Origin of the sequence: Methylococcus capsulatus (assembly GCF_036864975.1) — a bacterium.
Lineage (GTDB): Bacteria > Pseudomonadota > Gammaproteobacteria > Methylococcales > Methylococcaceae > Methylococcus.
The window spans coordinates 2,206,732-2,232,376 of the sequence record NZ_CP104311.1 but is presented as its reverse complement, the minus strand read 5'-3'; the positions used below and the strand labels follow the sequence as shown (position 1 = coordinate 2,232,376).

The 25,645-nt window shown below is 62.1% G+C and carries 30 protein-coding genes; 5 read left to right on the top strand and 25 right to left on the bottom strand.

The annotated features are described in order from the left end of the window. Positions 1 to 140: 140 nt before the first annotated feature. From N4J17_RS11115 to N4J17_RS11060, 12 genes are all read right to left on the bottom strand, one after another. Positions 141 to 650, bottom strand: coding sequence for a hypothetical protein (locus N4J17_RS11115; protein ID WP_198323581.1), 510 nt, complete (start codon positions 648 to 650; stop codon positions 141 to 143). Then, on the bottom strand, positions 647 to 886 hold the full coding sequence (locus N4J17_RS11110; RefSeq protein ID WP_198323580.1) for a nucleotidyltransferase domain-containing protein: 240 nt from the start codon (positions 884 to 886) through the stop codon (positions 647 to 649). The genes N4J17_RS11115 and N4J17_RS11110 overlap by 4 nt, the downstream gene beginning before the upstream one ends. A gap of 69 nt (positions 887 to 955) precedes the next feature. Next, entirely contained in the window at positions 956 to 1,945 is a 990-nt protein-coding gene (locus tag N4J17_RS11105) for an Rpn family recombination-promoting nuclease/putative transposase (RefSeq protein ID WP_232470600.1), read from the bottom strand. Between the two features lie 57 nt (positions 1,946 to 2,002). Further along, positions 2,003 to 2,833: a DUF2887 domain-containing protein gene (locus N4J17_RS11100; RefSeq protein ID WP_198323578.1), complete on the bottom strand. Its 831-nt coding sequence runs from the start codon at positions 2,831 to 2,833 to the stop codon at positions 2,003 to 2,005. Further along, a complete protein-coding gene (locus N4J17_RS11095; RefSeq protein WP_198323577.1) occupies positions 2,808 to 3,122 on the bottom strand; it encodes a hypothetical protein in 315 nt (104 codons plus the stop codon). Before N4J17_RS11095 ends, N4J17_RS11100 begins: the two co-directional genes overlap by 26 nt. 552 nt (positions 3,123 to 3,674) lie before the next feature. Continuing rightward, the gene (locus N4J17_RS11090; protein WP_198323576.1) at positions 3,675 to 3,827 is read right to left on the bottom strand and encodes a hypothetical protein; all 153 of its coding nucleotides are present in this window, start codon (positions 3,825 to 3,827) and stop codon (positions 3,675 to 3,677) included. Between the two features lie 55 nt (positions 3,828 to 3,882). After that, positions 3,883 to 4,449, bottom strand: a complete 567-nt coding sequence (locus N4J17_RS11085) for a coiled-coil domain-containing protein (RefSeq protein WP_198323575.1) — start codon at positions 4,447 to 4,449, stop codon at positions 3,883 to 3,885. Between the two features lie 64 nt (positions 4,450 to 4,513). After that, a complete protein-coding gene (gene fcl, locus N4J17_RS11080; RefSeq protein WP_198323574.1) occupies positions 4,514 to 5,503 on the bottom strand; it encodes a GDP-L-fucose synthase in 990 nt (329 codons plus the stop codon). A gap of 10 nt (positions 5,504 to 5,513) precedes the next feature. Further along, entirely contained in the window at positions 5,514 to 6,632 is a 1,119-nt protein-coding gene (gene gmd, locus N4J17_RS11075; protein WP_198323573.1) for a GDP-mannose 4,6-dehydratase, read from the bottom strand. Between the two features lie 30 nt (positions 6,633 to 6,662). Continuing rightward, positions 6,663 to 7,013: a MarR family EPS-associated transcriptional regulator gene (locus N4J17_RS11070; protein ID WP_198323572.1), complete on the bottom strand. Its 351-nt coding sequence runs from the start codon at positions 7,011 to 7,013 to the stop codon at positions 6,663 to 6,665. Positions 7,014 to 7,160: 147 nt separating this feature from the next. Beyond that, positions 7,161 to 7,553, bottom strand: a complete 393-nt coding sequence (locus tag N4J17_RS11065) for a hypothetical protein (RefSeq protein ID WP_198323571.1) — start codon at positions 7,551 to 7,553, stop codon at positions 7,161 to 7,163. A gap of 1 nt (position 7,554) precedes the next feature. Further along, positions 7,555 to 7,917, bottom strand: coding sequence for a Uma2 family endonuclease (locus N4J17_RS11060; RefSeq protein ID WP_338457599.1), 363 nt, complete (start codon positions 7,915 to 7,917; stop codon positions 7,555 to 7,557). 473 nt (positions 7,918 to 8,390) lie between these two features. On the opposite strand from N4J17_RS11060, the gene N4J17_RS11055 reads away from it, so the two are divergent. Beyond that, complete coding sequence (locus tag N4J17_RS11055) at positions 8,391 to 8,546, top strand: hypothetical protein (RefSeq protein WP_232470598.1); 156 nt, start codon at positions 8,391 to 8,393, stop codon at positions 8,544 to 8,546. Position 8,547: 1 nt separating this feature from the next. Then, a complete protein-coding gene (locus N4J17_RS11050; protein WP_277458408.1) occupies positions 8,548 to 8,787 on the top strand; it encodes a hypothetical protein in 240 nt (79 codons plus the stop codon). Between the two features lie 10 nt (positions 8,788 to 8,797). Here N4J17_RS11050 and N4J17_RS11045 read toward each other — a convergent pair whose 3' ends face one another. Then, a complete protein-coding gene (locus N4J17_RS11045) occupies positions 8,798 to 9,178 on the bottom strand; it encodes an STAS-like domain-containing protein (RefSeq protein WP_198323570.1) in 381 nt (126 codons plus the stop codon). Positions 9,179 to 9,432: 254 nt separating this feature from the next. Between N4J17_RS11045 and N4J17_RS11040 the strand changes: the two genes are divergently transcribed. Further along, the gene (locus tag N4J17_RS11040; RefSeq protein ID WP_198323569.1) at positions 9,433 to 10,227 is read left to right on the top strand and encodes a TIGR01458 family HAD-type hydrolase; all 795 of its coding nucleotides are present in this window, start codon (positions 9,433 to 9,435) and stop codon (positions 10,225 to 10,227) included. A gap of 379 nt (positions 10,228 to 10,606) precedes the next feature. Here the strand turns inward: N4J17_RS11040 and N4J17_RS11035 are convergent, their stop codons facing one another. Next, entirely contained in the window at positions 10,607 to 12,103 is a 1,497-nt protein-coding gene (locus N4J17_RS11035) for a phenylacetate--CoA ligase family protein (protein WP_198323568.1), read from the bottom strand. A gap of 90 nt (positions 12,104 to 12,193) precedes the next feature. Here N4J17_RS11035 and N4J17_RS11030 point away from each other — a divergent pair, with 90 nt between their 5' ends. Beyond that, on the top strand, positions 12,194 to 12,961 hold the full coding sequence (locus N4J17_RS11030) for a Nif3-like dinuclear metal center hexameric protein (protein WP_198323567.1): 768 nt from the start codon (positions 12,194 to 12,196) through the stop codon (positions 12,959 to 12,961). Positions 12,962 to 12,966: 5 nt separating this feature from the next. On the opposite strand, the gene N4J17_RS11025 is transcribed toward N4J17_RS11030, so the two are convergent. From N4J17_RS11025 to bioB, 7 genes are all read right to left on the bottom strand, one after another. Continuing rightward, the gene (locus tag N4J17_RS11025; protein ID WP_198323566.1) at positions 12,967 to 14,325 is read right to left on the bottom strand and encodes an MBL fold metallo-hydrolase RNA specificity domain-containing protein; all 1,359 of its coding nucleotides are present in this window, start codon (positions 14,323 to 14,325) and stop codon (positions 12,967 to 12,969) included. Between the two features lie 6 nt (positions 14,326 to 14,331). After that, on the bottom strand, positions 14,332 to 14,727 hold the full coding sequence (locus N4J17_RS11020) for a hypothetical protein (protein ID WP_198323565.1): 396 nt from the start codon (positions 14,725 to 14,727) through the stop codon (positions 14,332 to 14,334). Between the two features lie 106 nt (positions 14,728 to 14,833). Beyond that, entirely contained in the window at positions 14,834 to 15,520 is a 687-nt protein-coding gene (bioD, locus tag N4J17_RS11015; protein ID WP_198323564.1) for a dethiobiotin synthase, read from the bottom strand. A gap of 9 nt (positions 15,521 to 15,529) precedes the next feature. Then, a complete protein-coding gene (bioC, locus tag N4J17_RS11010; protein WP_198323563.1) occupies positions 15,530 to 16,357 on the bottom strand; it encodes a malonyl-ACP O-methyltransferase BioC in 828 nt (275 codons plus the stop codon). Then, a complete protein-coding gene (gene bioH / locus N4J17_RS11005) occupies positions 16,335 to 17,099 on the bottom strand; it encodes a pimeloyl-ACP methyl ester esterase BioH (protein ID WP_198323562.1) in 765 nt (254 codons plus the stop codon). The genes bioC and bioH overlap by 23 nt, the downstream gene beginning before the upstream one ends. Then, on the bottom strand, positions 17,100 to 18,263 hold the full coding sequence (gene bioF / locus N4J17_RS11000; protein WP_198323561.1) for an 8-amino-7-oxononanoate synthase: 1,164 nt from the start codon (positions 18,261 to 18,263) through the stop codon (positions 17,100 to 17,102). Between the two features lie 5 nt (positions 18,264 to 18,268). Next, the gene (gene bioB / locus N4J17_RS10995) at positions 18,269 to 19,249 is read right to left on the bottom strand and encodes a biotin synthase BioB (RefSeq protein ID WP_232470597.1); all 981 of its coding nucleotides are present in this window, start codon (positions 19,247 to 19,249) and stop codon (positions 18,269 to 18,271) included. Between the two features lie 234 nt (positions 19,250 to 19,483). Here bioB and N4J17_RS10990 point away from each other — a divergent pair, with 234 nt between their 5' ends. Beyond that, positions 19,484 to 20,185, top strand: a complete 702-nt coding sequence (locus N4J17_RS10990; protein ID WP_198323559.1) for a ComF family protein — start codon at positions 19,484 to 19,486, stop codon at positions 20,183 to 20,185. Between the two features lie 607 nt (positions 20,186 to 20,792). On the opposite strand, the gene gspD is transcribed toward N4J17_RS10990, so the two are convergent. The 4 genes from gspD to N4J17_RS10970 form a co-directional block, all read right to left on the bottom strand. Continuing rightward, positions 20,793 to 23,099 (bottom strand): type II secretion system secretin GspD, encoded by a 2,307-nt coding sequence (gene gspD, locus N4J17_RS10985; RefSeq protein WP_277458409.1) that lies wholly within the window; start codon positions 23,097 to 23,099, stop codon positions 20,793 to 20,795. 158 nt (positions 23,100 to 23,257) lie between these two features. Continuing rightward, entirely contained in the window at positions 23,258 to 23,941 is a 684-nt protein-coding gene (locus N4J17_RS10980) for a hypothetical protein (protein ID WP_198323557.1), read from the bottom strand. 2 nt (positions 23,942 to 23,943) lie between these two features. Continuing rightward, positions 23,944 to 24,555, bottom strand: coding sequence for a type II secretion system protein GspM (gene gspM / locus N4J17_RS10975; RefSeq protein WP_198323556.1), 612 nt, complete (start codon positions 24,553 to 24,555; stop codon positions 23,944 to 23,946). Beyond that, positions 24,506 to 25,624 carry a PilN domain-containing protein gene (locus tag N4J17_RS10970; protein ID WP_198323555.1) on the bottom strand — a complete coding sequence of 373 codons (1,119 nt, stop codon included), beginning with the start codon at positions 25,622 to 25,624 and terminating at the stop codon, positions 24,506 to 24,508. The genes gspM and N4J17_RS10970 overlap by 50 nt, the downstream gene beginning before the upstream one ends. Between the last annotated feature and the right edge of the window lie 21 nt (positions 25,625 to 25,645).

The window sequence follows — 25,645 nt, the reverse complement described above, 5'->3', positions numbered from 1 at the left end:
CGGAATTGGCTCTCGTCCCAGGTCTTCGCCCGGCGAGGAACTTCGCGGGGGAGCCGCTCCCACAGTCAACCCCCCGGAGCGGGAACGGCCATGCCGCGATTTGCTTCCGAAAATTCCGGAGATTTTGACCTCCGGTCGATTCATTCGGGCGAACCTTGCAGGGCTTTGCCCAGACCCAGCGTTTCGGCCTGTCGTTCTATCCTGGCGACCACATCCATCAGCATTCGGGTCTTGCCATCAGCCGCCCTTAGCGCTTCAAGGAATAGCTCAGCATCCACCATGCATTCATGTACCAGCAGGTTCCTGAGTTTTCTCGCGCCAATGAATGCTTCGGCACTGTCCAGCCAGCCGATTTTCTCTGCATAAGCCAGTACATCGAGTAAAGATTTTGGCGATTCACCCAGCAATGCTGCGAAACGGGGAATGAGTTTTTCCCCTATGTGGTCCTGCAGCCGGCCAAATCTGCTGACGAAGGCATCGATCTTTTCCGCCAAATCTTCGCGCTCGGTAAGCGATTGCACCCATTGCAGATCGATCGCTTGGGCAAACAAGGTGCGATGGGTGTAGGCAAGGTGCGCTGCTTCCCTTTTTGCCAGTTCCAAGGCAAGCCGGGCTTTTTCCACGTGCTCCGGCAGGAATTTCAAACTCACAGAATGACCCCGGTGCGTCGCGCAATCTCGAAAATGGGAGCTTCCTCCGTGCGGGCGTCTTTCAATACGATATCCAGCTTACGGTCGCCCAAGGCCATGATCAAGGCGCCGTGCAGGCGGCAGAGCGCCTCGGCTCGGTTGGGAAGCACCGCGTCAGTTTCTATCAGCAGGTCGATATCGCCTCCCCGCTGGCTGTCATCGGCGCGCGAACCGAACAGCCATATTCGGTTCGGCACGCCAAGCACGCGATTTACCGTCGTTTTGGTGGTTTGGATTTGTACGGGGGTTAGTCGCATGTGATGTATTCACTCGACCGAGGAACCCAGTACGTCTTCCAAACTGCCGGCTTCCAGCAGCCGGTCCGCCCAGGCTTCGCACTGGTCGGTGCTGGCCTGGGCCAGCCGGGCCTCCGCCCACGCCGGCAGGGGGCCGAAGCGGCGGGTCAGTTGCCGGCGCAATAGCGCGATTTCGCCTTGGGTTCGGCCTTCCTGAATTCCTTCCTGACGTCCTTCCTGACGTCCTTGCTGAAGTCCTTCCCGCTTCCACTTTTCGGTCCATTCGACAACGCGTTCGGCGAGCATGGTATCGATCTCCTGTAATTCGGTTGCTTCGGGAATGCTTTCAGCCGGCACGAGCCGTTTGAGGACCACTCGGTTGATCCAGACGACTAACGCCCGCCGCAGGCTATCATAACGGGGCTCCCTCAGCCGTTGGGTCAGCCGGCCGATGATTTGGCGCATGGCTTCGGGTTCCGGGCTGGCTTCCAGCCGGATGATCTCGGCCAGCGTGTTGTCCGCTTCCGCCAATTCGGGTTCGCTCACCCGCCCTTCGTCCAGCAGGAAGTAGCGCTGACTGGGGCGCCAGGCGCTGAGGCCCGCCGGCTCGATCAGTTCCGCCACTTCGCAGGCGGCCCGCCAGGGGCTTTCGCCGTTGTATATCACGACGGGAAAGGTCGGGGGCAGTCTGTTCGGCGCCACGATCTGGCCGCTTTTGACCAGGTCTTGATACAGTAGGCCGGTATACACCAGGATGCGTAGCGCCATCCAGGGGTCACTGCGGCTTTGGAATTCGATGAGCAGGTAGATATACAGCCAGTCGTCCTCGAGCCTCACCCGCCAGATGATGTCGTCTTCCCGTTCGCGCAGGTCGTCGGTGACATAGCTGCCACTCACCTTCTCCAGGCTGCCGTAGTCGATCTGCGACACCCAGTCTTCATGCACGAAGCCGCGCAGCAGGTCTTCCACGATTGGTGCGTGGGAAAAGATGTGCTTGTACGATCCGTCATGCATGGTCATGCCGGCGGGTCCGATTCGGCAATGGGACGGGGCAGTTCACCGATGACGGCCCGCTTTTCAGGTCTCGAATACTGCGGGGAGGCTTTCCGCGTCCAGCAGATGTTCGGCCCAGGCTTCCAGTTGTTCGGGCGGCGCCTGCCGGATGCGCTGTTCGACCCACTCCGGCAAAGGCCCGAAGCGGCGGATGAGTAACCTGCGCAATACCAGCGCTTCCCCCATTTGGCGCCCTTCCTGACGTCCTTCCTGACGTCCTTCGGCGAGAACTTCCTGGTAAAAGCGGGTTTGCTTGAGATCGATGTCGGTAATGCCCAGCATGGCTTGTATCTCCTCGCGGCTGCTGCGCGGTAGTTTGTAGATCAGTACGGTTTCGATGAAGTTGAGCAGTTCCAGGTCCTGGATTGGCCGCTGGATCATGCCGGCGGCACGGGCCAGTGCGACGTCGGTGTCGTCGATGATCAGCCGCAACAAATCCCAACCCGGGGTTTCGCTATCTTGCCCACTGAGGACGCTGAGGTCTACTCGCTGCACTTCCGGCAAACTCAGTAGATTGGCGTAACCGCGTGGAATGCGCTCGGTGCCGGCGCTGGGATACAAGACCAGAGCACGCCATTCGCGGGGATGCGCCAGCCGTTGCAGGTAGAGGAAGATTTCGGCAAACAGGCGGCGATACAGCGTGTCGTCGGGCTGAAACTGGGCTTCGATGAAAACATAAGGGTCGTCGTTGTCTTCGATCGGCGCCAGCACACCATCAAGCCGGAAAGCGGCCTGCTTGAGCTCTTCGGACCGGAAGCGGTAATGCTCCGCCCGGCCAGGGTCGAGGCCGGCCAAGTCAAGGGCCAGAGCCGGCCATTGACGAAAGAGTTCATGAAACAGGGTATCGGTCTTCACAACCGTTCGTCGACCCGATGTGCCGGAAACAGGTGTTTGACATCGTACAGCACGGCGATGGGACGGCTGTGGCGCGGATGGCGGCGGCGACCTGCTGGCGGAACTCGTCATGGGCGACGGTCAGGACGATGGCATCGTACTGTCCGGCTCGGGATTGTTCAAGGATGTCGATACCGGCCTGCTTGAGGTCGAAACCAATGATGGAGAAATGCTTGCCGAATTGCACGGCGACCGGCAAACCGACGTAGCCTAGACCGATGATAGCAATGCGGATGTTGTGAGGATTCATTGGACGGCTCAGACGCACGCGAAACGGATGGGAAGTTCTTGGATGGGATGGTGATTCCGCAATCTTCCAGAGGAGGCCGGTGCTTCGTTCACGACTCAGTGGGCTGGCTCAGCGGGAGAAGCAGCCGCTGACAGAGTTGGAAGTCTGTTGGCTGGAATAGTCGACAGCATTGGCGCCTCGCATCATGTTCAACACTTGAACGGTAAGCATAGCTGGCCGAAATGGGATGGCAAGGGTGCTTCGGAAACATTTCTCGGGTGGTTGAGTTGCCGGGGAAATGTGAGTTTCGCGGCTGAGCCGCTTCTACGAGGTTTGCGGCAATGGGAGGCTTTGGGCTTGCCGGGAATACGGCATGGTTTGGAGGGGTACGCCGGTCTTTCTGGCAATCGGTGAGGGCTCTTGGGTGACCGCGAGCAGGTCATCCAGCGGTAACAAGCGGGTCTTTGCGCGGGTCTACCAGGATCGCCTCCCACCCCGACGTCAGCGTCGTTTGCAGGCGCGGGTCGAGTGCGACCGGTCGTTGAACTTGCTGAGCGTGAAGATGAGGCGTCGTCACCGCATCGCGAAGCCCCGTGCGCGGGCATCGTTGCCCGCATAGCGGCCGAAATGGGCCGGATTGCCGGTCACATACAGGTCGATATCTCCAGTGCGCCGGCTTTCGTCGGTACGCGCGCAGGAGAGATCAAGCCGCGCACGGCTATGCATTTTCCGACTTACGATTCTCTCGCCTGGCTCCGGCGGGCGGCAAGGTTGCGCTCGATCAAATCAGGTGGGCGATTTTCAGGAGCACGCCGATGATCAGGCTCGACTGCAGCAGTCCCACGCCCACCACCCAACGCACCAAGTCAGAACGGGTCTTTTCGATCTTGACCTCGATCTGCCGGATATCCTTCTGCAACCGGCTTTCGACTTCGCGGATTTCCAACCGGACCTGCTCGATCTCTTTCCGCAGTTTGCCTTCGACTTCACGGATTTCCAACCGGACTTGCTCGATCTCTTTCCGCAGTTTGCCTTCCACTTCGTGGATTTCCAACCGGACTTGCTCGATCTCTTTCCGCAGTTTGCCTTCGACTTCGTGGATAGCAAGCCGCGCCTGCTCCGTCTCTTTCTGCAATCGCAGTTCGGTTTCCTTGACCTCCAGCCGGATTTTTTCGATCTCCTTCTGCAGGCGCAGCTCAGTTTCCTGCAGCTGGGGCGCAGTGGCCACATCTTTGATTTGAGGGTAGCGATCTTCGAGCTGCTCCAGTGCCTCCGCAATGGCTCGCGCCCGCGATTTTTCATCGGGCGCTTCCGTGAGCTGCTCGTATAACCTTAACGCGACACTCATGACGTCAGTCCGGAAATTCCTGGGAAAACCCTATCTTGACCTAAGATATCGGATTCAACGGTCATCAGCCACGTGACGAAGTAGCCATTGTCGAAGACTGACCGGTCTCGGCCAGGAACGCCTTGTAGGTTTGTTCGAGCCCTTCGCGCAAGGGAATTTGGGCCTGCCATCCGCAGGCGGCCAGCCGTTGGACATTCAGCAGTTTGCGCGGCGTGCCGTCGGGCTTGGTGGTGTCGAACATGATGTCTCCCGAAAAACCAGTGATTTCACCGATGAGTTCGGCCAGTTCCCGGATGGTGATGTCTTCACCGGTACCGACGTTGAGATGGCTTTGCATGGGTTCCGTACAACCGTCATAGACCGCCTTGTCGAGACCCATGATATGAAGACAGGCCTCGGCCAGGTCATCCACATGGAGGAACTCCCGCCGGGGGGTGCCGCTGCCCCAGATCACGACGTTAGGTGCACCGCTGACTTTGGCTTCGTGAAAACGCCGCAGGAGTGCCGGGATCACATGGCTGTTTTCCGGGTGGTAATTGTCGCCGGGGCCGTAGAGGTTGGTCGGCATGGCACTGCGATAGTCGGTGCCGTACTGGCGGTTGTAGGACTCGCAGAGCTTGATGCCGGCAATCTTGGCGATGGCGTAGGGCTCGTTGGTAGGCTCCAGCGTGCCGGTGAGCAATGCATCCTCACCCATCGGTTGCGGCGCAAACTTGGGGTAAATGCAACTGGAACCCAGAAACAGCAGCTTTTGCACGCCCGCGCGCCAAGCCTCGTGAATGAGGTTGGCCTCGATCATCAGGTTCTGGTAGAGGAACTCAGCGGGATAGGTGTTGTTGGCATGAATGCCGCCGACTTTGGCGGCGGCGACATACACCTGGTCCGGCTTTTCAGCCTGGAAAAAAGCGCGGACGGCGGCCTGGTCTGTGAGATCCAACTCGGAGCGGGTGCGGGTCAGGATGTCGGTGTGGCCACGCCGCTGCAACAAACGGACGATGGCGCTGCCGACCATACCGCGGTGGCCGGCGACGTAGATGCGGGCTTTGGCTTCCATGACAGTGCACTTACTCGTGGTAGTCGTAGGCGGTGAAACCGGCCATTTTCACCAGCGCATCGCGCTTCGCCGCTGTGTAATCGCTCTGCACCATTTCCTTGACCAGCTCCCGCAGGCTGGTCTTGGGTGTCCAGCCGAGTTTCTCGCGCGCCTTGCTGGCATCACCGAGCAGAGTCTCAACTTCGGTCGGGCGGAAATAGCGGGGATCGACCCGGACGATGACGTCGCCGGTTTTCACCTTGGCGTCCTTGTTGGATACGGCCACGACTCTGCCTGTTTCGTGTTCGCCCTCCCCTTCCCAAGTCAGGCTGAGTCCCAGTTCTTCCGCTGCAAGTTCGACGAACTGGCGGACGCTGTATTGGACACCGGTCGCGATAACGAAGTCGTCCGGTCGCTCCTGCTGGAGCATCAGCCACTGCATTTCGACGTAGTCGCGGGCGTGGCCCCAGTCGCGCAATGCCGACAGATTGCCGAGATAGAGGCAGTCTTGCAGTCCCAGAGCGATGCGAGCCATGGCGCGGGTGATCTTGCGGGTGACGAAAGTTTCGCCGCGCACGGGGCTCTCATGGTTGAAGAGGATGCCGTTGCAGGCATAGATGCCATACGCCTCCCGGTAATTGACCGTGATCCAATAGGCGTAAAGCTTGGCGACCGCGTAGGGGCTGCGTGGATAGAACGGCGTGGTTTCCTTCTGTGGAATTTCCTGCACGAGGCCGTAGAGTTCCGACGTGGATGCCTGGTAGTAGCGGGTTTTCTTTTCCATCCCCAGAATCCGGATGGCCTCCAGGATACGCAGAGCACCGATGCCGTCCGCATTCGCCGTGTATTCCGGCTCCTCGAAACTGACCGCGACGTGGGATTGAGCGGCCAGGTTATAGATTTCGTCCGGCTGAACCTTCTGGATGATGCGGACCAGGCTGGTTGAATCGGTCAGGTCGCCGTGATGCAGGATGAAGCGGCGATCCTTCACGTGCGGATCCTGGTAGAGATGATCGATGCGATCGGTGTTGAAGAGCGACGTCCGGCGCTTGATGCCGTGGACTTCGTAGCCTTTGTCGAGAAGGAATTCGGAAAGGTAGGCGCCGTCCTGGCCGGTGACGCCGGTGATGAGAGCGATTTTTCGTGTCATGGACCGATTATCCGGGTTTAGAAGGAGTTGTTATGGCGTGGTTGCGATTGAATCTTCGGAAGTCGACAGTTCGCTGTGCAGTGCTGCAATCTCGGCGCGCAGCGCTTCGTATTCCGCTTCCTTGCGGGCCAGATAGGCGCGGGTGAGGCGCAGTTTCTGCTCGATGCCTTGCGGGGTCAGCAGGTAAAGATAGCCCAGCTTGTTGTTGCTGCGGCGGAAGTTATCGGCCTTGATAAAGCCTTTTTCCAGCAGCGCCTTGAGGAGATAGTTGGTTTTTCCCAGGCTGATGCCGAGCCGCTCGGCGAGCGCCCGTTGGCTGATGCCCGGAGCATCCTCCAGACTCTTGAGTATCCGTAGTTGGGCTTGTTCATGAGGGGTCATGGGTCCGGCGTCAGCTCCGTTCAGACATTGAACGGAGCTTAGCAGCGAAATCGATGACGTCAATGTCGGAACTTGACGGCCACGGCCGGCGACCGGTTTTGACGAGGCTGACGGCGCCGCTCGGCGGGTAGCCGGAATTTCCGGCTCTCAAGGGTACATCCCGCGCCATACGGCCGGATTCATCGTCCAGTCCAGCCTGATTTCCGAGGCTTCAATCTGCCAGTCTGCCTGCGTCTTTTCCGCCGCGAGCCGGCGCAGCCGGTCCTGGGCTGCTTGATCGCCGACATAGACGCAATCGCATCGCTCGTTGTCGGCATAGAGATAGGTCACGGTGTCTTTGACCCGGTGGGAGACCAATTGGCGCTGGGGAATCGCATCCAGATTGGCCTGTTCCCGAGGCGATTGGGCGTAAAAAATCTTGAACCCGGCGGCCGCGAGCAGCTCTTCCACCGTGTCGACTTTTTCACTCGATGCCGCACATCCGAGCAAGGCTGCCAGCAGCGGCGACAGTGACAGCCACCCTAAGTCTGGGATACGCATATCAGGTCCACAACTCTGCAAGCGAAAAAGTCATGGCATCGAAAGGCGCCAGACAGATCGGGTCGTCGTCCTTATACGCGCCGAGCAGCAGCCATGAGCCGTCGCGCAGTGCGAATCCTTCGAGGGTACGCACCTGCGGATCGACCAGCCAGGCATGGGCCACGCCGCGGCGGGCGTACAGCGGCAGCTCGATGGCCCGGTCTTTTTTGACCGTATGGGGCGAGAGGATTCCGCAGTCCCAGTCCGGCACGACTTCGAAACGGTGATCCTCGGGCACCGCGGGTATGCGTTCACGGCGCCAGCCGGCAAGGTCGGGCACGACGACCTCGACGTCGCGGACGAAGTGCAGTTCGGGTTCCGGCAAAATCCACCAGCCGCCGGGGACACCCCGGCCTTTGCCGAACGCCCCTCCCAGTTCAAGGGAAAGACCGATTTCGGCGAGAGCATACGGCCCGGCCGGCCGCGGCCGGGTATATAGGGTTCGCCGTCGACGATCTCGCCGACCAGATTGTCGGGCAGCGCCATCAGACGCTCATAAGGCGTCGGTACGGCAACGGCTTGTGCTGGTCCCATGGCTGTCGTTCCCCCGATCGAAGGCAGCGCACAGTGTGCCGGCTTCGCCCCGGCGACGCAATGCGACCGGGTTCAAAAGGGCTAGTGCTGGAACGCATTGCCCGTTTCTTCCCGCGCCCCCCCGCGACCCCGGTATCTTCAACTGGCCGGCCCTGGAGAAACCGGTCGTGGGCGACATCGTTCCGGATTCCCTCTGTGCACCAAGCCGGTCGACGGCTCGTGTGCCGGCCATGACCTGTAATAGCCGCCGCCAGCCACAAGCCATTGCGCAGGATCGCCGGCCCAGGCAGCGTCACCGAAACCTTCCAGCCGCTGACCGACCCCGAACTGGAGATCGCCGCCCTGGGGAATCCCTGCTACGACGTCGATCGCTCCTTGGCGTCGACTTCGTCGCCTCGCCCCGCCATGCCGATGTGCTGAGGTGACAGGGCCGGTTTCCCGCCACATGCAGGCGGCAGTGCTGGCGACCGGGGAAGCGCCGCCGGAACCGACATGGGTTCTCGCGATGGGAAGCTGCGCCGCCGATGGGAGCAAATTCGGTGGGAACTATGCGACTTGTGGCGCGGTGGGCGATGTGCTGCGAGTGGACGCCGTGATTCCCGGCTGCTCGCCGACACCGACCGATCCGGTCCGCAGCCTCCCGGGACCGCTCTGGCGATAGTCAGGGAGGGTCAACGCCGCGTTTGCGAGGACTCGGCGCATGCGTAATCGGTCGCTGTCGAAGCCAAGCACCAGGCCCGATCCCGCCGTTGCTGCAGCAGGCTGAGTTGACGGTTGAGGAGAGGCCGGACGGTCTCATTGTAATGCGTCGGTACCAGCCAGATGTCCGGCGCCTCGCGCTCCGCGAAGCTGAACAACTCGTCGGTGAATGCCGCACCCACGCTCTCCACTCCGGAAAAATCGAGTTCGATCCAGTTGCCGGCCTTGTGCCGCAGACTGGCGATCACCGACTGCGCTTGACGGACCGAATCGAGCGCATGGGTCCTGGGACCGGCATAAGCCAAGAGATGGATCGTGGCTGTTTGGTTGCAGGAGGGTTCGGTCGCGTTCATGGCATCGGTGAAGGACGGTCGGTGGTTCCGGATGAGCAGGAAACACGGTTCGTGCCAGTTCAGTACCAAGCGAAGCCATTGATTGACAGGAAGACGGTTAGAATGTCTCCGCGTGGATGGGGGAAATCCACCCACGCCACCGGGGGATTGCGGCCAAATACCGGAATACCCCCGCCTCGGGCTCTTGTCTGTAAAGCCGCCATCAAGGAACATTCCGGTCGGATCTTCCTGCCCATTGCCCAAGAAGGAGAAGCATGGTCGAGAACGACCGAACCATTCGTGGCCTGCTGTTCGACCTGGACGGCGTGCTTTATGTGGACTCGCAACCCATCCCCGGCGCCGTGGAGGCCGTCGCGAAGATCAAGGCCGGCGGCTGGATCTGCCGCTTCGTCACCAACACCAGTACGTTATCCTTGGCGACCCTGGAACGGAAGATCAGGGCGCTGGGTTTTCCGGTGGAACGCAGCGAGATCATCAGCGCCCCTCAGGCCGTCTTGCGCCATCTGCGGGCTACGGGCCTTAACGCCCACCTGCTGCTGGAGGATGACGTGAAAGCCGATTTCGCCGGGATCCCCCAGGCATCGATGGAGGATGCCGAGGCCCTGGTGCTGGGCGACACCGCCGCGGTCTGGACCCATGACTGCCTCGATCGGATGTTCAACGCCATCATGCGGGGAGCCCAGCTCATCGCCGTGCACAAGAACCGCTTCTGGCAAACCGGACAGGGCCTGCGCATGGACATCGGCGGGCTGGTGGCCGCGCTCGAATACTGCGCAGGTGTCCGGGCCTGGGTCATGGGCAAACCCTCGGCGGATTTTTTCGCCGTCGCCCTCCGGGACATGGGGCTGCCGCCCGAACAGGCCGCCATCGTCGGAGACGACCTCGAGGCGGACATCGGCGGAGGACAAGCCGCCGGACTTCGTGGCATCCTGGTCCGAACCGGCAAATTCCGGCCTTCCCAACTGGAAACCGGCTCCGTGCAGCCCGACCGGATCATCGAATCCATTGCCGACCTGCCAGGCCTTCTCATCGATACTCCATTTCCATGAGCCGACGAAGGCAGACAAAATCGACACATGACCTCGGGCCGAGCTATCACGGCCATGTCATGGTTCATCGTCGCGACCTGGCTGGCAGGGCAACCGAATAAATCTCAAAGAATCCGTTCTACCGGCGACCATTCTCGGCTTGGCCGCCTATAAGATCCAGCCGCCTCTTGCGCAAGAAGGCCTTGGCTTTCCTCGGTGATTCCGGCAGACGGCTATCGCGAACAGCGGCTCCGGCACTATTGACTGGCGCCGCCCGGCGGTGCGGGTCTCGAGCTGGCGGGGGATCGGCTCCGGCGAACACTTCGTGCCCGAGGTCGCGCGGGTGATGGAATAGACGCGGCCTTACGCGATGTGCTCGAAAAGAGCTTGGACGTCTGGCTCAACGCCGCGTATAGCGGTGCTTCACCCCGGCGGGAAAATACTCCGGATCGCCGAAAGGCCGCAGCACCACAAGGGGAGTCTGCCGCGCGTGCGGCGTGTAATGGGCGAATTCGCTGTTGAGGCGCAGCAGTTCCGTCCGCACCGAGTCGGCGATTTTCGCCGCCTTGGCCTCGTCTGCCTCCACGCCCGGCAAAAGCTCCACCGTCAGCCGCAGCTCGCGGTCGCCCCCCGCCCCTTCCGGCGCTTCCAACACGAACTTGCCGCTGACCCAGTTGACGATGCCGGGCTGCTCTAGCCCCACCGTCACGTTCTCCGGATAGATGTTGGCGCCGTAGTAGGAAACGGTGAAATCGGCCCGCCCGAACAGGTAGAGGAAAGGCAAGGGCCGTTCGCCCCAGGCCGGATCGAATCCGTATTCGGCGAGATCGTGCGCATCCCAGTCGCGGAGGAAGTCCCGCATCTCGGCATAGCCGACCAGCCCGCCCCGGTCGGCGATGTGATAGCGGATCAGGGGCACGCCGTTGTCGCCGGTCACCACCAGCGTACCGTCGTGCAGTTCGAAATAACGGCTCAAGGGATCGTACTGCACCAGCGTCGGCAACCTGGATTCGCCGAACAGTTCGCGGGCCGCCTGGGGATGGGCGGCGAAAAAACGGCGGATGGCGATGCTCAAGGGCGTTTCGTTGCCCAGGACGCCGCCGTCGGCCGTGCCGTAAAGCGAGGCGGTGTCGTAACAGGGGGATTCGGACCCGATCCGGGCGCAGACCAGCGAACGCCATTCCTCGCTGAACACCTCGCCGGCGAACACCAGCTTCACTGCATGGCGATCCCAGAGAATCCCCGCGGCCGCGCCGCTATCGATCACGTCTTTCACGAACGGCGGGTAACCCAACAGCACCATCTGCTCGAAATACGGCGCCAGCTCTCCGATCACCCGGAAGATTTCATCGGGGCGGTTGCCGGGCGTCGCCACCGTAATCGGATACCCTTTACGGGCGAGATGCCACAGGCAAGAGGTGGTGTAAATGCCGCCGACCCAGTTCCCCAGGGCGAAACACACGACCGCCAGAGTACTGCGGGCGTGGGCCTGGAAGGCATCACGGAACACCTGTTCGAAGCGCAAGGCGATGTCGAGCTCATGGTGTAAAGCCCTCGGCCAGAAGGTCGGCTTGCCGGTGGAACCGGAAGACACCGCGATCCTGTCGCAGGCCGCCAGGCGGCCGCCCCAGCAGCGCTCGGGCAGAGGATAGGCCTGCATGTAGGAGGGCTTGTCGGTGAGCGGCAGGTGGACGAAATCGACGAGGGTCCGCACACTGTCCGGACGAATCCCGTGCGCAGCCAGAAAAGTACGGTAGGCAGGCACTTCCGCCGCCGCCCGCTGGAACAGCGAGAGAGCGGCGGCACCGGGGTCGCAGGCTAGGCGCTCGGCCAGCAGATCCTCCAGCGAGCGATCCAGAAACCGCGTCGGCTGATCGGCGAAAAGGGGAGAGGTCATGGGCGGGTATCCGGGTGGAAATTGCTGATGATAGAGCCATTGCGAAATGGGCGATAATCCGAGGTTACGACACGGCTTGCAAGGTATCCCATGGCAATCACCCGCTCCGCTCTCGAACGGTTTCTGGCGGCGCTGCTCAATCCCGGCGCATTCGCCGATTACGGCCCGAATGGCCTACAGATCGAAGGACGCGAGGAAATCCGGCGGATCGCCTTCGCGGTGTCCGCGACGGCCCATTCCGCCGCTGTAGCCGCCGAATGGCAGGCCGATGCGCTGATCGTGCACCACGGCCTGTTCTGGAAATTCCACGGCGCCCGGCCGCTGGTGGGACCGTTCGCGCGGCGGGTGTTTCCGCTGGTGCGCCAAGCCATCAATCTGTTCGCATATCACTTGCCGCTCGATGCCCACCCGGAAATCGGCAATGCGGCGGTGCTGGGACAGAGGATCGGCCTAAGCGCACAGGCGCCGTTCGGGGACTATCAGGGCTGCCCCACCGGGGTCCGGGGCAGGCTGCAGGTGAGCCTGCCGGCTTCCGCCTTGCGCGAGCGGCTGGCGGAAATCCTGGAACATCCGGTGCTGCTGGCCACACCGGATGCGACGGCGCCGGTTTGCACGATCGGGATCATCACCGGCGGCGCCAACGGCGGCTGGGCCGAGGCGGCCAAGGCGGGCCTGGACGCTTACATCACCGGGGAAATGAGCGAACACGACTGGCACGAGGCGCAGGAAGCGGGGATACACATGTACGCCGGTGGCCACAATGCCACCGAACGGTTCGGCATTCAGGCCTTGATGGAACGGATCGGACGCGATCTGGAAGTCGAGTGCCGTTTCATCCCGAGTCCGAACCCGGCCTGAGTCCGTCATCCCAAACCGATCGTTTCCCGGTATTCGGGCACGCGGCAGTCCCAGCCCAGTTCGTGCTCGATCCGGAAACGGAGCGCATCGGCCGCCTCGGGCTCGCCATGGGTGACGAATGTCCTGATCGGCGGCTTGGGACACTGTCGAAGCCAGTCGAGCACTTCACCGTAGTCGGCATGGGCCGACAAGTTTTCGACCAGCCCCACTTCGGCCCGGATCGGAATGTATTCGCCATGGATCTTGACCGCCTCGACTCCGTCCAGAATCGCCGCGCCGCGCGTTCCCGGCGCCTGGAAGCCTGTGAACAGCACCGTATTGCGGTGATCCGGAGCGAAGGCCTTGAGATGGTGCAACACACGTCCGCCGGTCGCCATGCCGCTCGCCGAGATCAGGATCATCGGGGTCCGCCGGGCGCTCAGCGCCTTGGATTCCTCGGCGGTATTGACGTAATGCGCAATCCGGCACACCGCCTCGGCCTCCACGGACGAAAGGCGGTGTTCGGAGCGGTAGCGGCGAAACAGCTCGGTGGCGTCGACAGCCATCGGGCTGTCGAGGTAGACGGGAACCTCCGGCATCTTCCCGGTAGCCTTCAAACGGTGAATGCAGTACAACACGGTCTGGGCGCGGCCGACGGCGAACGCGGGGATCAGCACGACACCGCCGCGGCGAAAGGTCCGTCCGATGTAGTCGCCGAACGTTTCCACCGGGTCTTCCGTGGCGTGGCGGCGATTGCCGTAGGTGGATTCGACCACGAGGAAATCGGCCGCCGGGCAAGGCGCCGGGCTGCGCATGGTCGGATCATTCGGCCGCCCCAGGTCGCCCGAGAAAGCGAGGGTCGAGCGCCGGCCCCGGAGCACCACCGAAGCCGCCCCGAGGATATGGCCCGCCGGCTGGAAGCGGAACCGCAATTCGCCGCCCACCTGCACTTCGCGGCCGTAATCGACCGGCTCGAACAGATCGAGGCAACGTTCGGCATCTTCCCGCGTGTACAGCGGCAAGGCCGGATGATGGCGCGAAAAACCGCGCCGGTTGGCATACTCGGCTTCCTCCTCCTGCAGGTGGCCGCTGTCGGGCAGCAGGATCCGGCAGAGATCGAGGGTTGCGGGCGTACAATGGATGCGGCCGGCGAAACCGTTGCGCGCCAGCAGCGGGATATAGCCGCTGTGGTCGATGTGGGCATGGGTCAGGACCAGCGCATCGAGACTGTCCGGCGCCACCGGGAAAGGTTCACGATTGCGCAACCGGAGCTGCTTGAACCCCTGGAACAACCCGCAATCCACCAGGATGCGGCATTGTCCCTCGGTCACCAGATATCTGGAACCTGTGACCGTCCCGGTGGCGCCGAAGAACCCCAGCTCCATGGGAGATCAGGGTTTGGCCGCAGCTCCCTGGCTTCCGCCATGGTTCATGCCGCCTTGATGCTGCATCTGCATCATCATCTGATGGTGCGACTTCATGTGCTGCTTGATCATGTCGCGCTGCTGCTGCTTGAGCTTCTCCTTTTCGGCCGGGTCGGTCGCCGCCTGGATCTTGTCCATGATCTCGTGCATCTGCAGCATGTGATCCTGCATCATCTTGATGCGCTGATCCATCTGCTCCTCGCTCATCATGCCGCCGCCTCCCATCATACCGGGCCCCATGCCGCCCATTCCACCGGAGGCGTGGGGATTCGGGCTTGCACTCGGCTCCTCCGCGCAGACCGGGCCGGCGAATCCTGCAACCGCGACCCAGACCAGGATCAGTCTTTCAATCGGTTTACGCATCTTGCGACTCCTCAACATTGTTCTGGTGCGCTGGGGAATTCCAGCACGGCGGACGGTATCACCGAACCAGCCGCCTGACCAGCCCCCAGATAAGAGCCTTGAAGCCTTATCCCACCCACTGTTCGAATGCCGCCGAAAGGACCAGGCCGGAAGATTCCGGATGGCCGTCGGGGCACCATGGCAGCAGGGCCAGGCGCGGCTCCGGGAGAGATTCCTCCAGGGTGTCGAGATATTCGTCCAGATAAGCGAACCCCGGGTCGATCACATTGCCGATCCATCCGGCCGGACGTACACAGGAGCGGCCGATCGCCGCGGCGCTGAGCAGCGCCTGGTTGAGGCAGCCCAAACGCAGATCCACGACCAGCACCACCGGCCAGCGCAAGGCTTCGGCCAGATCGGATACCCGCGTGTCGGCATTCAACGGCACTTCCCATCCGCCGACACCTTCCACGATCACCCAGTCGGCCCGGGCCCCCAGTGCCTCGTTCCGGGCGATTATCACCTCGATGTCGACCGGCCGGTTCTCCCTCCGAGCCGCGATATGGGGCGACGTCGGGGCCTCGTAGGCGAAAGCGTTGACCTCGTCGTAGGAGAGCTCTACGTTCGCCGCCGCCAGCAAGAGTTCGGCGTCCTCTTGGCGCAGACCGCCATCCCTCCGCACGGCGCCGGTTGCCACCGGCTTCATGGCGGCGACCCGGAATCCCCGTCGGCGCAGTTCGCGTATCAGCGCCAGCGAAACCCGGGTCTTGCCGACCCCTGTGCCCGTCCCCGTGATGAAAAAACCTTGTGCCACGATGCACCCTCATTTTTCGACCAACGCGGTCAATACTTCGAAGCTGGCGGTCACGCCCGAAGCCATGCCCGGCAAACGCCCGTAGGCTTCACTCACCCGTTCCAGCGTGTGCCGGCCCAGCAGATGACGCGGCCGGTTCCGGGTCAGGTTGCGCGCTCCCAGCGCCTTCAGCTCTTTCATCAGCGCCAGAACCGAAGGATAGCCGCGCCGGAGAGTCATGGCGTCGAGCCGGATTTTCGCGAATCCCTGCGCCCGCAGACCTTGTTCCACCGAGCGGCGCGTCGCGAAAGCATTGACGTGGCTGTAGCCGTCGACGGCACGCCATGCCGTCCGCAATTCGCCCAGTGTGGGCTCGCCGAAGGTACTGAACACCAGCCTGCCGCCGGGACGAAGCACCCTGAAGCATTCGGAAAAGGCGAGGTCCAGCCGTTCGCACCATTGAAAAGCCATGTTGGAAAAAATCAGGTCGACCGATTCGTCTGCGAGTGGGAGGGCTTCCGCATCGCCCACGACGAGGCCCATGCCATCGGCGCCGGGCCGATGGGAACGCAGGAACCGGAGCATGCCTTCGGCGATGTCCAAGGCCAGACATTGGGCAGCGGGAAAAGCTGCGACCAGCAAGCCGGAGAAATGGCCAGTACCCGCGCCGAGATCGAGCATGCGGCCCGGTGGCGGCCCGAGATGGCAAATGCCGGCCAGCAGCGACTCGCCCACCTCTCGCTGCAATGCCGCGACGCCGTCGTAGCCGGTGGCCGCCGCACCGAACGAGACGCCGACCCAACGCTTTTCGGGCGTATCGGCAAACGGCCCGCTATCAGGGCGAGGCAATGAATTCATCGATCAGGCGGGCTGTGCATTCGCCGTGCGTCAGGAATGGAACATGGGGTGCATTGTCGAGGCGATGACTGACCAGGCCGGGCTTCAGCTTGACCAGTGCATCCCCCAGCTCGACCGGCACCAGCCGGTCGCGCCGGCCCAGCAGCGCCTGCACCGGCTGGGAAAGCCCACGCAATACCCCGCGCAGATCGGCGTGGCGTAATACTTCCAGCCCGGCCAGGAGCGCCGTCCGCTCCGGCGGCGGTCGGCCGGCCAAGTGGCTGTGGACGCTGCGCAACAGTTCCCGCTCGTTCGGCATACCCCACGCCTGCAGAGCCAGAAAGCGCCGGCAGGCATCCTCGTAGTCGGACAGAAAGCCATCGGCGAAGCGCGTCAGTGTGGCGGCTTCCATTCCCGGCCAGCCGGGCTCGGCGACGAAGCGAGGCGTGCCGCACAGCAAGGTGAGCGAGGCCACGGCCTCCGGCGCCGTGCGGGCGGCCTCCAGCGCCACCATGGCGCCGAGCGACCAACCGACCCAGTGCGCCGGCTGGGGCACGACCTCCAGAACGGCCGCCGCTACGGTTTCGAGCGACCAGTCGGCCAACATCGGGCTGTTGCCGTGTCCCGGCAGATCGATCCGCGTGACCCGATAACGGTCGGTCAGCCACGGCACGAAACCGGACCAGATGCCGCCATGCATGCCCCAGCCGTGGATCAGGACCACCTCTAGCCCGCGCCCCGAAGTCTCGACGAACAACCCCATTCAAGCCTCCTGAGGAGCGGCTTCGGCCAGGGCTTCGAGCAGGCCGTCGATCTGCTCGTCGGAGTGCGCCGCGGACAGAGTGATTCGCAGCCGGGCGGTGCCTGCCGGCACCGTCGGCGGACGGATGGCGCTCACCAGAAAGCCCCGCTCGCCCAGCCGACGGCTGGCTTCGAGGGCATCGGCATTGGCACCGATCACGAGGGGCTGGATCGGACCGGGCAGGTCGCCGAGTTCGAACCCCAGGCTCGCGGCACCGGCACGAAAACGCCGTACATTGCAATGCAGCCGCGCGCGCCGCTCAGGCTCCTCACGCACGACACGCAAACTGACCCGGGTCGCCTCGGCGACCGCAGGCGGCAGCGCTGTGGTGTAGACATAGGTACGAGCACGCTGGATCAGATAGTCGATCAGGGCCTCCGAACCCGCCACGAAGGCTCCGAACGTGCCCAGCGCCTTGCCCAGGGTGCCGACCAGAACAGGGACCTCGGTCGCGTCCAGGCCGAAATGCTCCGGGGTTCCGCGCCCTTCGGCGCCCAGGACAGCCAGGCCGTGGGCATCGTCGACCATCAGCCACGCCCCGCCGTCCCGGGCAACACGCGCCAACTCTGGCAAGGGCGCCAGATCCCCATCCATGCTGAATACACCATCGGTGACGACCAGCCGGGTTTCGGCACGGGACTCGACCAGAGCGGCTTCGAGAGCGCGGGCATCGGCATGGCGGTAGCGCTGGAAGCGGGCGCCGGACAAAAGGCCGCCGTCCAGCAGCGAGGCATGGTTCAGCCGGTCCTCGAACACCGTATCGCCGCGCCCGACCAAGGCGGAAACGACACCGAGATTGGCCATGTAGCCGGTGGAGAACAGCAAAGCCCGCGGACGTCCGGTAAATTCGGCCAGTTCCTCTTCCAGTGCATGGTGCGCCGCCGTGTGGCCGCAGACCAGATGGGAAGCGCCGGATCCGACGCCCCAGCGGTCGACGCCGCGCCGGAAGGCCTCCCGTACTGCGGGGTGGCTCGCCAGCCCCAGATAATCGTTGCTGCAGAAATTGACCCTGGGGCGGCCGTCGATGACGACCCGGACGTCCTGGGGACTTTCGACGATACACCGCCGCCGGTAGGCATCGCGCGCCTTGATCACCTGCAAGGCCGAGGCCGGATCGAACGCCATGGAACTCAGCAGCCTGGGCCCGCCATGCGCAGCCCCAATCGCGCGAACAACTGCCGATCGCGCCGAGCCTGGGGATTCTCCGTCGTCAGCAGCTTGTCGCCGTAAAAAATCGAATTGGCCCCGGCCAGAAAACACAGGGCCTGCATCTCGTCGCTCATATCCGAACGGCCGGCCGACAGCCGCACCCGCGACGCCGGCATCATGATCCGAGCCACGGCGACGGTGCGGACGAAGTCGAACGGATCGAGTGCCGCCGTATCGGCCAGCGGCGTGCCCTCCACCTTCACCAGCAGATTGATCGGCACGCTTTCCGGGTGCCGTGGCAGATTGGCGAGCCCCATCAGCAGGCCGGCACGGTCGGCGGCGGATTCACCCATGCCGACGATGCCGCCGCAGCACACATGCATGCCGGCGTCGCGCACCCGCTGCAAGGTATCCAGCCGGTCCTGGTAGGTCCGGGTGGTGATGATCTCGCCGTAATAGCTTTCCGAGGTGTCCAGGTTGTGGTTGTAGTAATCCAGCCCCGCTTCCTTGAGCCGCCGGGTCTGTTCATCGGTCAACATCCCCGCGGTGACACAGGTTTCCATTCCCAGCGCCTTGACGCCTTCGACCATCGCCGCGATGGCTTCCACATCGCCATCGCGCGGACTGCGCCAAGCAGCGCCCATGCAGAACCGTGTGGCGCCTTCTTCCTTGGCCCGGCGCGCGGCGTCCAGCACCTCTGCCAGCGGCATCAGCGATTCGCGCTTGACGCCGGTCTCGTAATGCGCGCTCTGGGGGCAATAGGCACAGTCTTCCGAACAGGCGCCGGTCTTGATGCTGAGCAGGCTGCTGACCTGGATTTCGTTGGGATCGAAATGGCGGCGATGCACGGTCTGTGCCCGGTACAAAAGCTCGTTGAACGGCAGCGCGAACAAGGCTTCGATCTCGCCGTGGGTCCAATCGTGGCGCAGCACAGGCTCGCCCTCCCGCTCCTGGTTCATCATTACCGCAACTTCCGCATGCATTACACTCGATCTCCAATGGATGACCCGGATACCAGCTCGTTGCGACGGTTGGCGCCCTCACCTGCGCATCTCCCGGAGGGAGAGGGGATTCCGCCCCCTTCTCCCTCTGGGAAGAAGGGACGGCGATGAGGGAAAGCCCAACCAAAATTCGGGTACGGCCGGGTTAGAAAGTCATAACACGAACACGCCGACAGCCTCTGTCAACGCGCAAACATGAAAACTGTAAACGGCTGGCTGAATATTATACAGAACTGGATCTATCCGCCCACTTGCCTGTTGTGCGGAGCTTCCGGAGAACGGGGACTGGATCTGTGCGGGGCATGCGAACGCGACCTTCCACGGACCGGCACCGCGTGCCTGCGCTGCGGCGAAACCCTGCCGGACGGCGCCCCCAGCCCCTGCGGCCGCTGCCTGCAACAGCCGCCGCCGTTCGACAGTTGCCGCGCGGCGTTCCGCTACGAAGAGCCCATCCGGCATCTGATACACGGACTCAAGTTCGGCCGTCGCCACGCCTGCGCCCGCACGCTGGGAGAACTGGCCGCCGCCCACTTCCGGACACATGCCGAACTGCCCGAACTCATCGTTCCGGTTCCGCTGCACCCTTCCCGCTACCGCGAGCGCGGCTTCAACCAGTCGCTGGAAATCGCCCGGCACGTGAGCCGGAACTTGAACATCCCGCTAGAACTGCATGTCTGCACCCGCAGCCGCAATACCCGGCAGCAATCCGCTCTGTCTGCGAAAGATCGGGCGAAAAATATCCGTGGTGCATTCAAGCTGGAACATAGAATCGGCACACGCCATATCGCCATTTTCGACGACGTAGTCACCACAGGAGCAACTGTCGGGGAACTATCTCGGACATTACAGCAGGATGGGGTAAAACAAGTAAGCATTTGGACCATAGCGAGAGCGTAATAATACCCTCGCCACAGTCAACATTAAGGAACCTCTGCAAAACCGCAGGATCAGGTTCAAATCGATTTATAAGTGATTGATCGCATTGATTCTGAACTTGTTAAGCTATGGGCAGAATCCGGTTTTGCAGAGGTTCCTTAAGTAAATAAACACTACTTTTGTAGCACCATTAGATTGCCACCAGCCCAGACGAACTTCCAGCCATTGGCGCCCCATGATGTCAATAAATTCTGAACTTCAGACTGACTACCATTACTAAGTTTAAGAACGGTGTATTGGTATGTCGGGCTGACGGCATTGGATGTTGGCGCCATCAAAAAAAATAAGCTCAGCGCAAAAAGCACAAGCGACGCCTGAATTGAGATTTTCTTGAATGAATTGCGATTCACAATTTCCTCCATTATTAATTAGGAAAGGTTTTCCAGCCCCCCAACTCATCAGCAGATTGAGCAACAGCATCTGTCAGTAACGAAAGTTATTCGAGATCCTAGAGGGATAAAACGAAATAAGCATCTGAGAAAGATGCAAAATTAGAGTAGTCATATTGAATCTCCGCGTCAAGGCCCGAACTACAACGTAAGCTAGAGGCGCGCCATAATTTCCCTATTTATGGTGGACTGCTGGGGTCCACCGCCGCCGGCTGGGCATCCGGCTCGCCTTTGTAGAGATTCGTCAGCTTGCGACGGAATTCGTTGCTGATTGAAGTAATGTCACCTTTCTTCTCCACGACCCGCGGAGTGATCAAGACCACCAACTCTGTCCGCTCAGGCGTGATCTCAGTAGACCCAAACATCCAACCTATCATCGGGAGTTGGTTTAGGTATGGCAAACCAGTCTGGGTCTCCGTGCGCTTATCGGAGATCAGGCCACCTAAAGCCAGCGTCTCGCCGTTAGGCACGGCTACCATGCTCTGGATTTCCCGATTGGCGAACTGAAATGTCGTCTGCGTAGGCGACACATTAATCGGCGACGGCGTCGATATCGCCTGAAATATTTCCAGCGAGACCAGCCCGCCGGAGTTGACTCTCGGCCGGATTTGCAAGGTGACGCCCGACTGCTGCTGCTGGTACTGGCTGAACTGCTGAAGACCAACCGTAGCACTGGCCGTCGTACCCGTTAGCACCGGTACCTGATCTCCGACATTGATCTTCGCCTGTTGATTATTCAGAACCATAAGCGAAGGTGAGGAAATTACGTTAACCAGATGTTCCTTCGCCAACAGGTTAAGCAGGACCTTGACATTACCGCCGTTGGCGATTAATGCATAGCTAAATCCCCCGCTAGCGGATGCGGCCCCATTGATGAAATCCTTCACCAGGCTGGCAAGCGGGCTGCCCAGTGCCTCCGTGCTGGTGCCACTACTGATCAACCACTTCAATCCGTACTGGAGATCGTTTTTCAGGCTGACCTCGACGATGGTCGCGTCTATGAGCACTTGGAGCGGCAAGACATCCAAGGCCTTGATCACCGCTTCGATTTCCTTCCAGTCCTGAGGCTTGGCAATGACGATCAACGCATTATTCGAAGGATCGGCAACGACGCGCGCATTGTTGCCGAGCTGGGTCATGGTGGATCCCTGACCGCCCGCGCCTCCTCGTGCGCCACCGAAGCTGCCTCCGGCGGTACCCAAGCCGCCACCGCCCCCACCCAAACCACCGCTGCCGAAGCGGCCGAGTCCGCCGCTGGTGCCGGAGGACCCCAAGCCGCCGCTGCTTCCGGCCACACTGGAACCGCTGCCCAGACTGCTGCCCGTGCCGCCGAGCGAGCCTCCCGCGCCAGCAAGCGAACTGCCCGTCCCTCCGTAGCCGGACGAGGAGCCGCCAAAACCACCTGCAGTTGTAGAAGCCGAGCCGAAGGCACTCGATATGCCACTGCCGACGTCCATGCCGGTCAGCCCAGGCGCCAGCGACGGCCCCTGCCTTCCCGCGCCGCCTCCGAAGATCCCGCCCAGCGTACGGGCGAGTTCGCCTGCGTCCACATGCTGGCAGCGATAGACATGAACATTCCCGGTGCGCGTGGTGTTGTAGCGGTCGAGCCGCTCGATCCAGTCCTGCACTTCCTGCAGCAGATGCATCTCCGGTGCGACCGCGAGGATGGCGTTGAGGCGTTCGATCGGCAGGATACGCAACACATTGCCCATGGCGCCCTTGCCGCCGAGCCCCAGGACCTTGGTCAGTTCGTCGGCGATGGTCGGCACGTCGGCGTTCTTGACCGGGTATATCGCCACGGACATGCCCCGCATGTAGTCGACGTCGAAAATCTGCACCGCCTCCATGACGCCGCCCAGCTCTTCCGCCGTACCGGCGACCATGACCAGGTTGCGGGTTTCGTCCATCCGCAGGACGGACTTGGGCGGCATGATGGGCTCCAGCACTTTCTGCATTTCCGCTGCGCTGATGTAACGCAATGGGATGATCCGCAACTGGTAACCCGGTTCCATCATTCCCAGACCGACACCGGGGCCGGAAGCACTGATCGCAGCCTGGGCGTCGGGTTCGATCTTGTACATCCCGCCGTCGCGGATCAACGCCGCCCCGTTCATGCGCAGCAACGCTTCCAGCGTCGGGATCATCTCGTCCTCGGTCAGGGGGCGGGTGGTCTGCAGACTCACCTTGCCGGTGACCTTGGGGCTCAGCACGTAGTTCACTTTGAGCGTATCGCCGAGGATGACTTTGGTGACCTCCGACAGGTCGGCGTCGTCGAAGTTGAGGGTGTATTTGCCCTCCTTCCGGGGTGAAGTCCGGCCCGCCCGCTTCCCAGCAGCAGTACCGCCGGCGGGCATGCCGGAACCGGAGTAACCGCCCGCCGGGGACGGCGGATTGACCACCGAACCCTTCCGCGGGTAGTACTCCGGCTTCTTGAGCATATCGGTCTGCGCTTCCGCCAGCGGCGAAGGCGCAGGCTCGGAAGACACCTTCTCGATCTTCAGGCTGTCCGGCGAAACGGGTTTCTTGTAATAGTCTGGCAGCAGCGACTCGCAGCCGCTCAGACCGAGGGCAGCCGATGTGGAGACGACGACGATTCTTTGAATGAACTTAGGCATGCACTGTCGACTGCAATTCGTTGAACGGCTTACTCATCGCTTTGATCCTCTGTATCCTCGGCACCGTCGCTTTCGGTATCTTCATCGGGCTCGCCCACTTCGCCTTCTTCTTCATCCAATGTCTCGGCATCCGACGATTGGGCGCCGGCCGGCGGCTTCTTTCCGGGCTTGGCTTCCTGGGGCGGCTGCGGCGCCCCGCCCGCCGCGGTTTTCGGCTTGGCCTTCAGGAGCAACAGCTCCTTGATCTCCCCATCCTGCTGCAGGATGACGCGATCGGTCTTCAGCTCCTTGAGAACCCAGCCACTGACGATGCCGCCCTCCTTGACACGCTTGTACTTGCCCTTGGGATCGACCAGCAGGGCGGTTTTGCCGGCCGGCGAAAAAATCAGCCCCATCAGCTTGAGGTCCAGCGGCGTGTGGGCGACCGGCGGTGGCGGTTCTTCCACGACTTCCGGCGGCGGCCGGCGCCCTTCCACGAACAGAGGGCGCTCCACCAGCTCTTCGAACTCGCCAAGATCCGGAAATTCGAATGGCGCGAGCTCCGGTTCGTCCGCCCCGGCTTTGTCCGCGACCTTCGGCACCTCCGGAATGCGGTATATGCGATCCATGCTGTACCACTCCACCACCAAAAGCAGCCCCAGCCCCGCGCAGACCGATGCGAGCAGCAGCGACAGCCTGAGCTCGGAGCTGAGCTTGCCGATATCCCATTTCATGTTCAGGGCGCTTTCTGCGACATGTACCCGACCGCATCGAAATCGATGCTCAGCTTGTCCTGCGCGGCCGTCTGCTTCTGGCCGGGCCGGGGCGGAACGCGGATCGGGCGGAGGTTGAGGTTTTCCACGAACAGCACCGGCTGCTCCGACTCGATCTCGTACAGCACCTGCCGCAGCACTTCGGTGCTGCCGTTCAGACGGACTTTCACTGCGATGCGGGTGAACTGGTCTTCCTTGCGCTCTGGGATCACCTGGGTGCTGATCAGCTCGCCTCCCGCCGAGGTGACGGTATCTTTGATGCGCGACTGCAGATCCGCGGCGGCCAGAGCGGGCGTGGCCTGGGAAAACAGGTTCTTCGCCTGTTCGCCCTCGTTGCGGATTTCCTGCAGGCGGCCTTCCCAGTACAATTTTTGCGCCGCCACCGTCTGAAAGCGCTTCATCCGGAACAGCAGACTCTCGATCGACTCGTCGTAGCCGGAGGACAAGGCCCGCAGCGGCGCCATGATCAAGCCGTACAGAACCAGGACAGCCAGTGCCAGCAAACCCAGGGCCGCGGCCCTGGACTTACTGACCTGGATTTTCAGATTGAGCAGGCGCTTCAGAAGACCTCCCATTGACCGCATCCGACGCAATCTGGAACCGCTCCAGACCATTCGAGACATCCTTGGTGACCGGCGACACGAAACTGGTGTTTTTGAACTCCTCCGAGGCTTCCATCCGGGCGATCAGGCTGGACGCCGACGGCGACTGCCCCTGGACGACGAGATGCCCCTCCTTGTACTGGAGACCGTTGAGCCAGGTGTCGTCCGGCATGACTTTGCTCAGTTCGTTGAGCACGTCCAGTACGATCGGGTCCTTGCGCTTCTTCTGGGCCAAATATCCCATCTCGTGGGCCAGCTGCTCGACCTCCTGCCGCAGCGCCTCCACTTCCTTGGCCGCCTTGCCCGCTTTGCGCACCTCGGTCTCGAGCTGCTGGACCCACTGACTCTTTTTCCAGACCGGCACGATCAGAAGCGCCAGAATCAATGCCACCGCCAGCCCGGCCAAACCGAAGTTGAGCCAGCGGTTCCACCGGCTTTTTTTCCCGGTGAACCGTTCCGGCAACAACTGGTGCGAGCGCTTGAAGGGGTCGTCGCTCACGTCCACGTAGTCCGGCCGCCAGCCGGCTGCGATCATGGATTCGAGCATCAGATCCAGACGTTCCCTCGGCACCACAGCGAGACTCACCCGTATCTGTCCCGTCGCCTTGAGCCGTTCGATCACCCGTGCGCAGAAATAGACCTGGTCGGGCTTGAACGGCGTGAGACGGTCGAGTTCGAAAGCGATGACCTGCGACAGGTTTTCTTCCGTCGCCAGCGGCAGTTTGACCACGCGCGTCATGCATTGATCGGGCAGAAGCCGGAAAACCGTCCGAATTTCGGCCAATTCGGGCTCTGCTTCCAACAGCCGGCGCCAGGCTTCGCGGCCGGCGTCGTCCAGCGTGAAGGAGCCGAGCGGACGCGCCCCGTTGGCGGTGCGGTGAACCGCTTCGAGCATTTCACCCCGCCAGGTCAGGAAGATCCAGGAGGTCCGCCCTCCCAACAGGCGCCGAATGCGGTCCGGCACCAGAAAAGCCAGTTCACCGGCCCACCATCGCAGGAAAGCCTGAACATCCAGATCGATTGGTTTGCTGAAATCTACCATCGTGTTGAAAAGTCGGTGTCC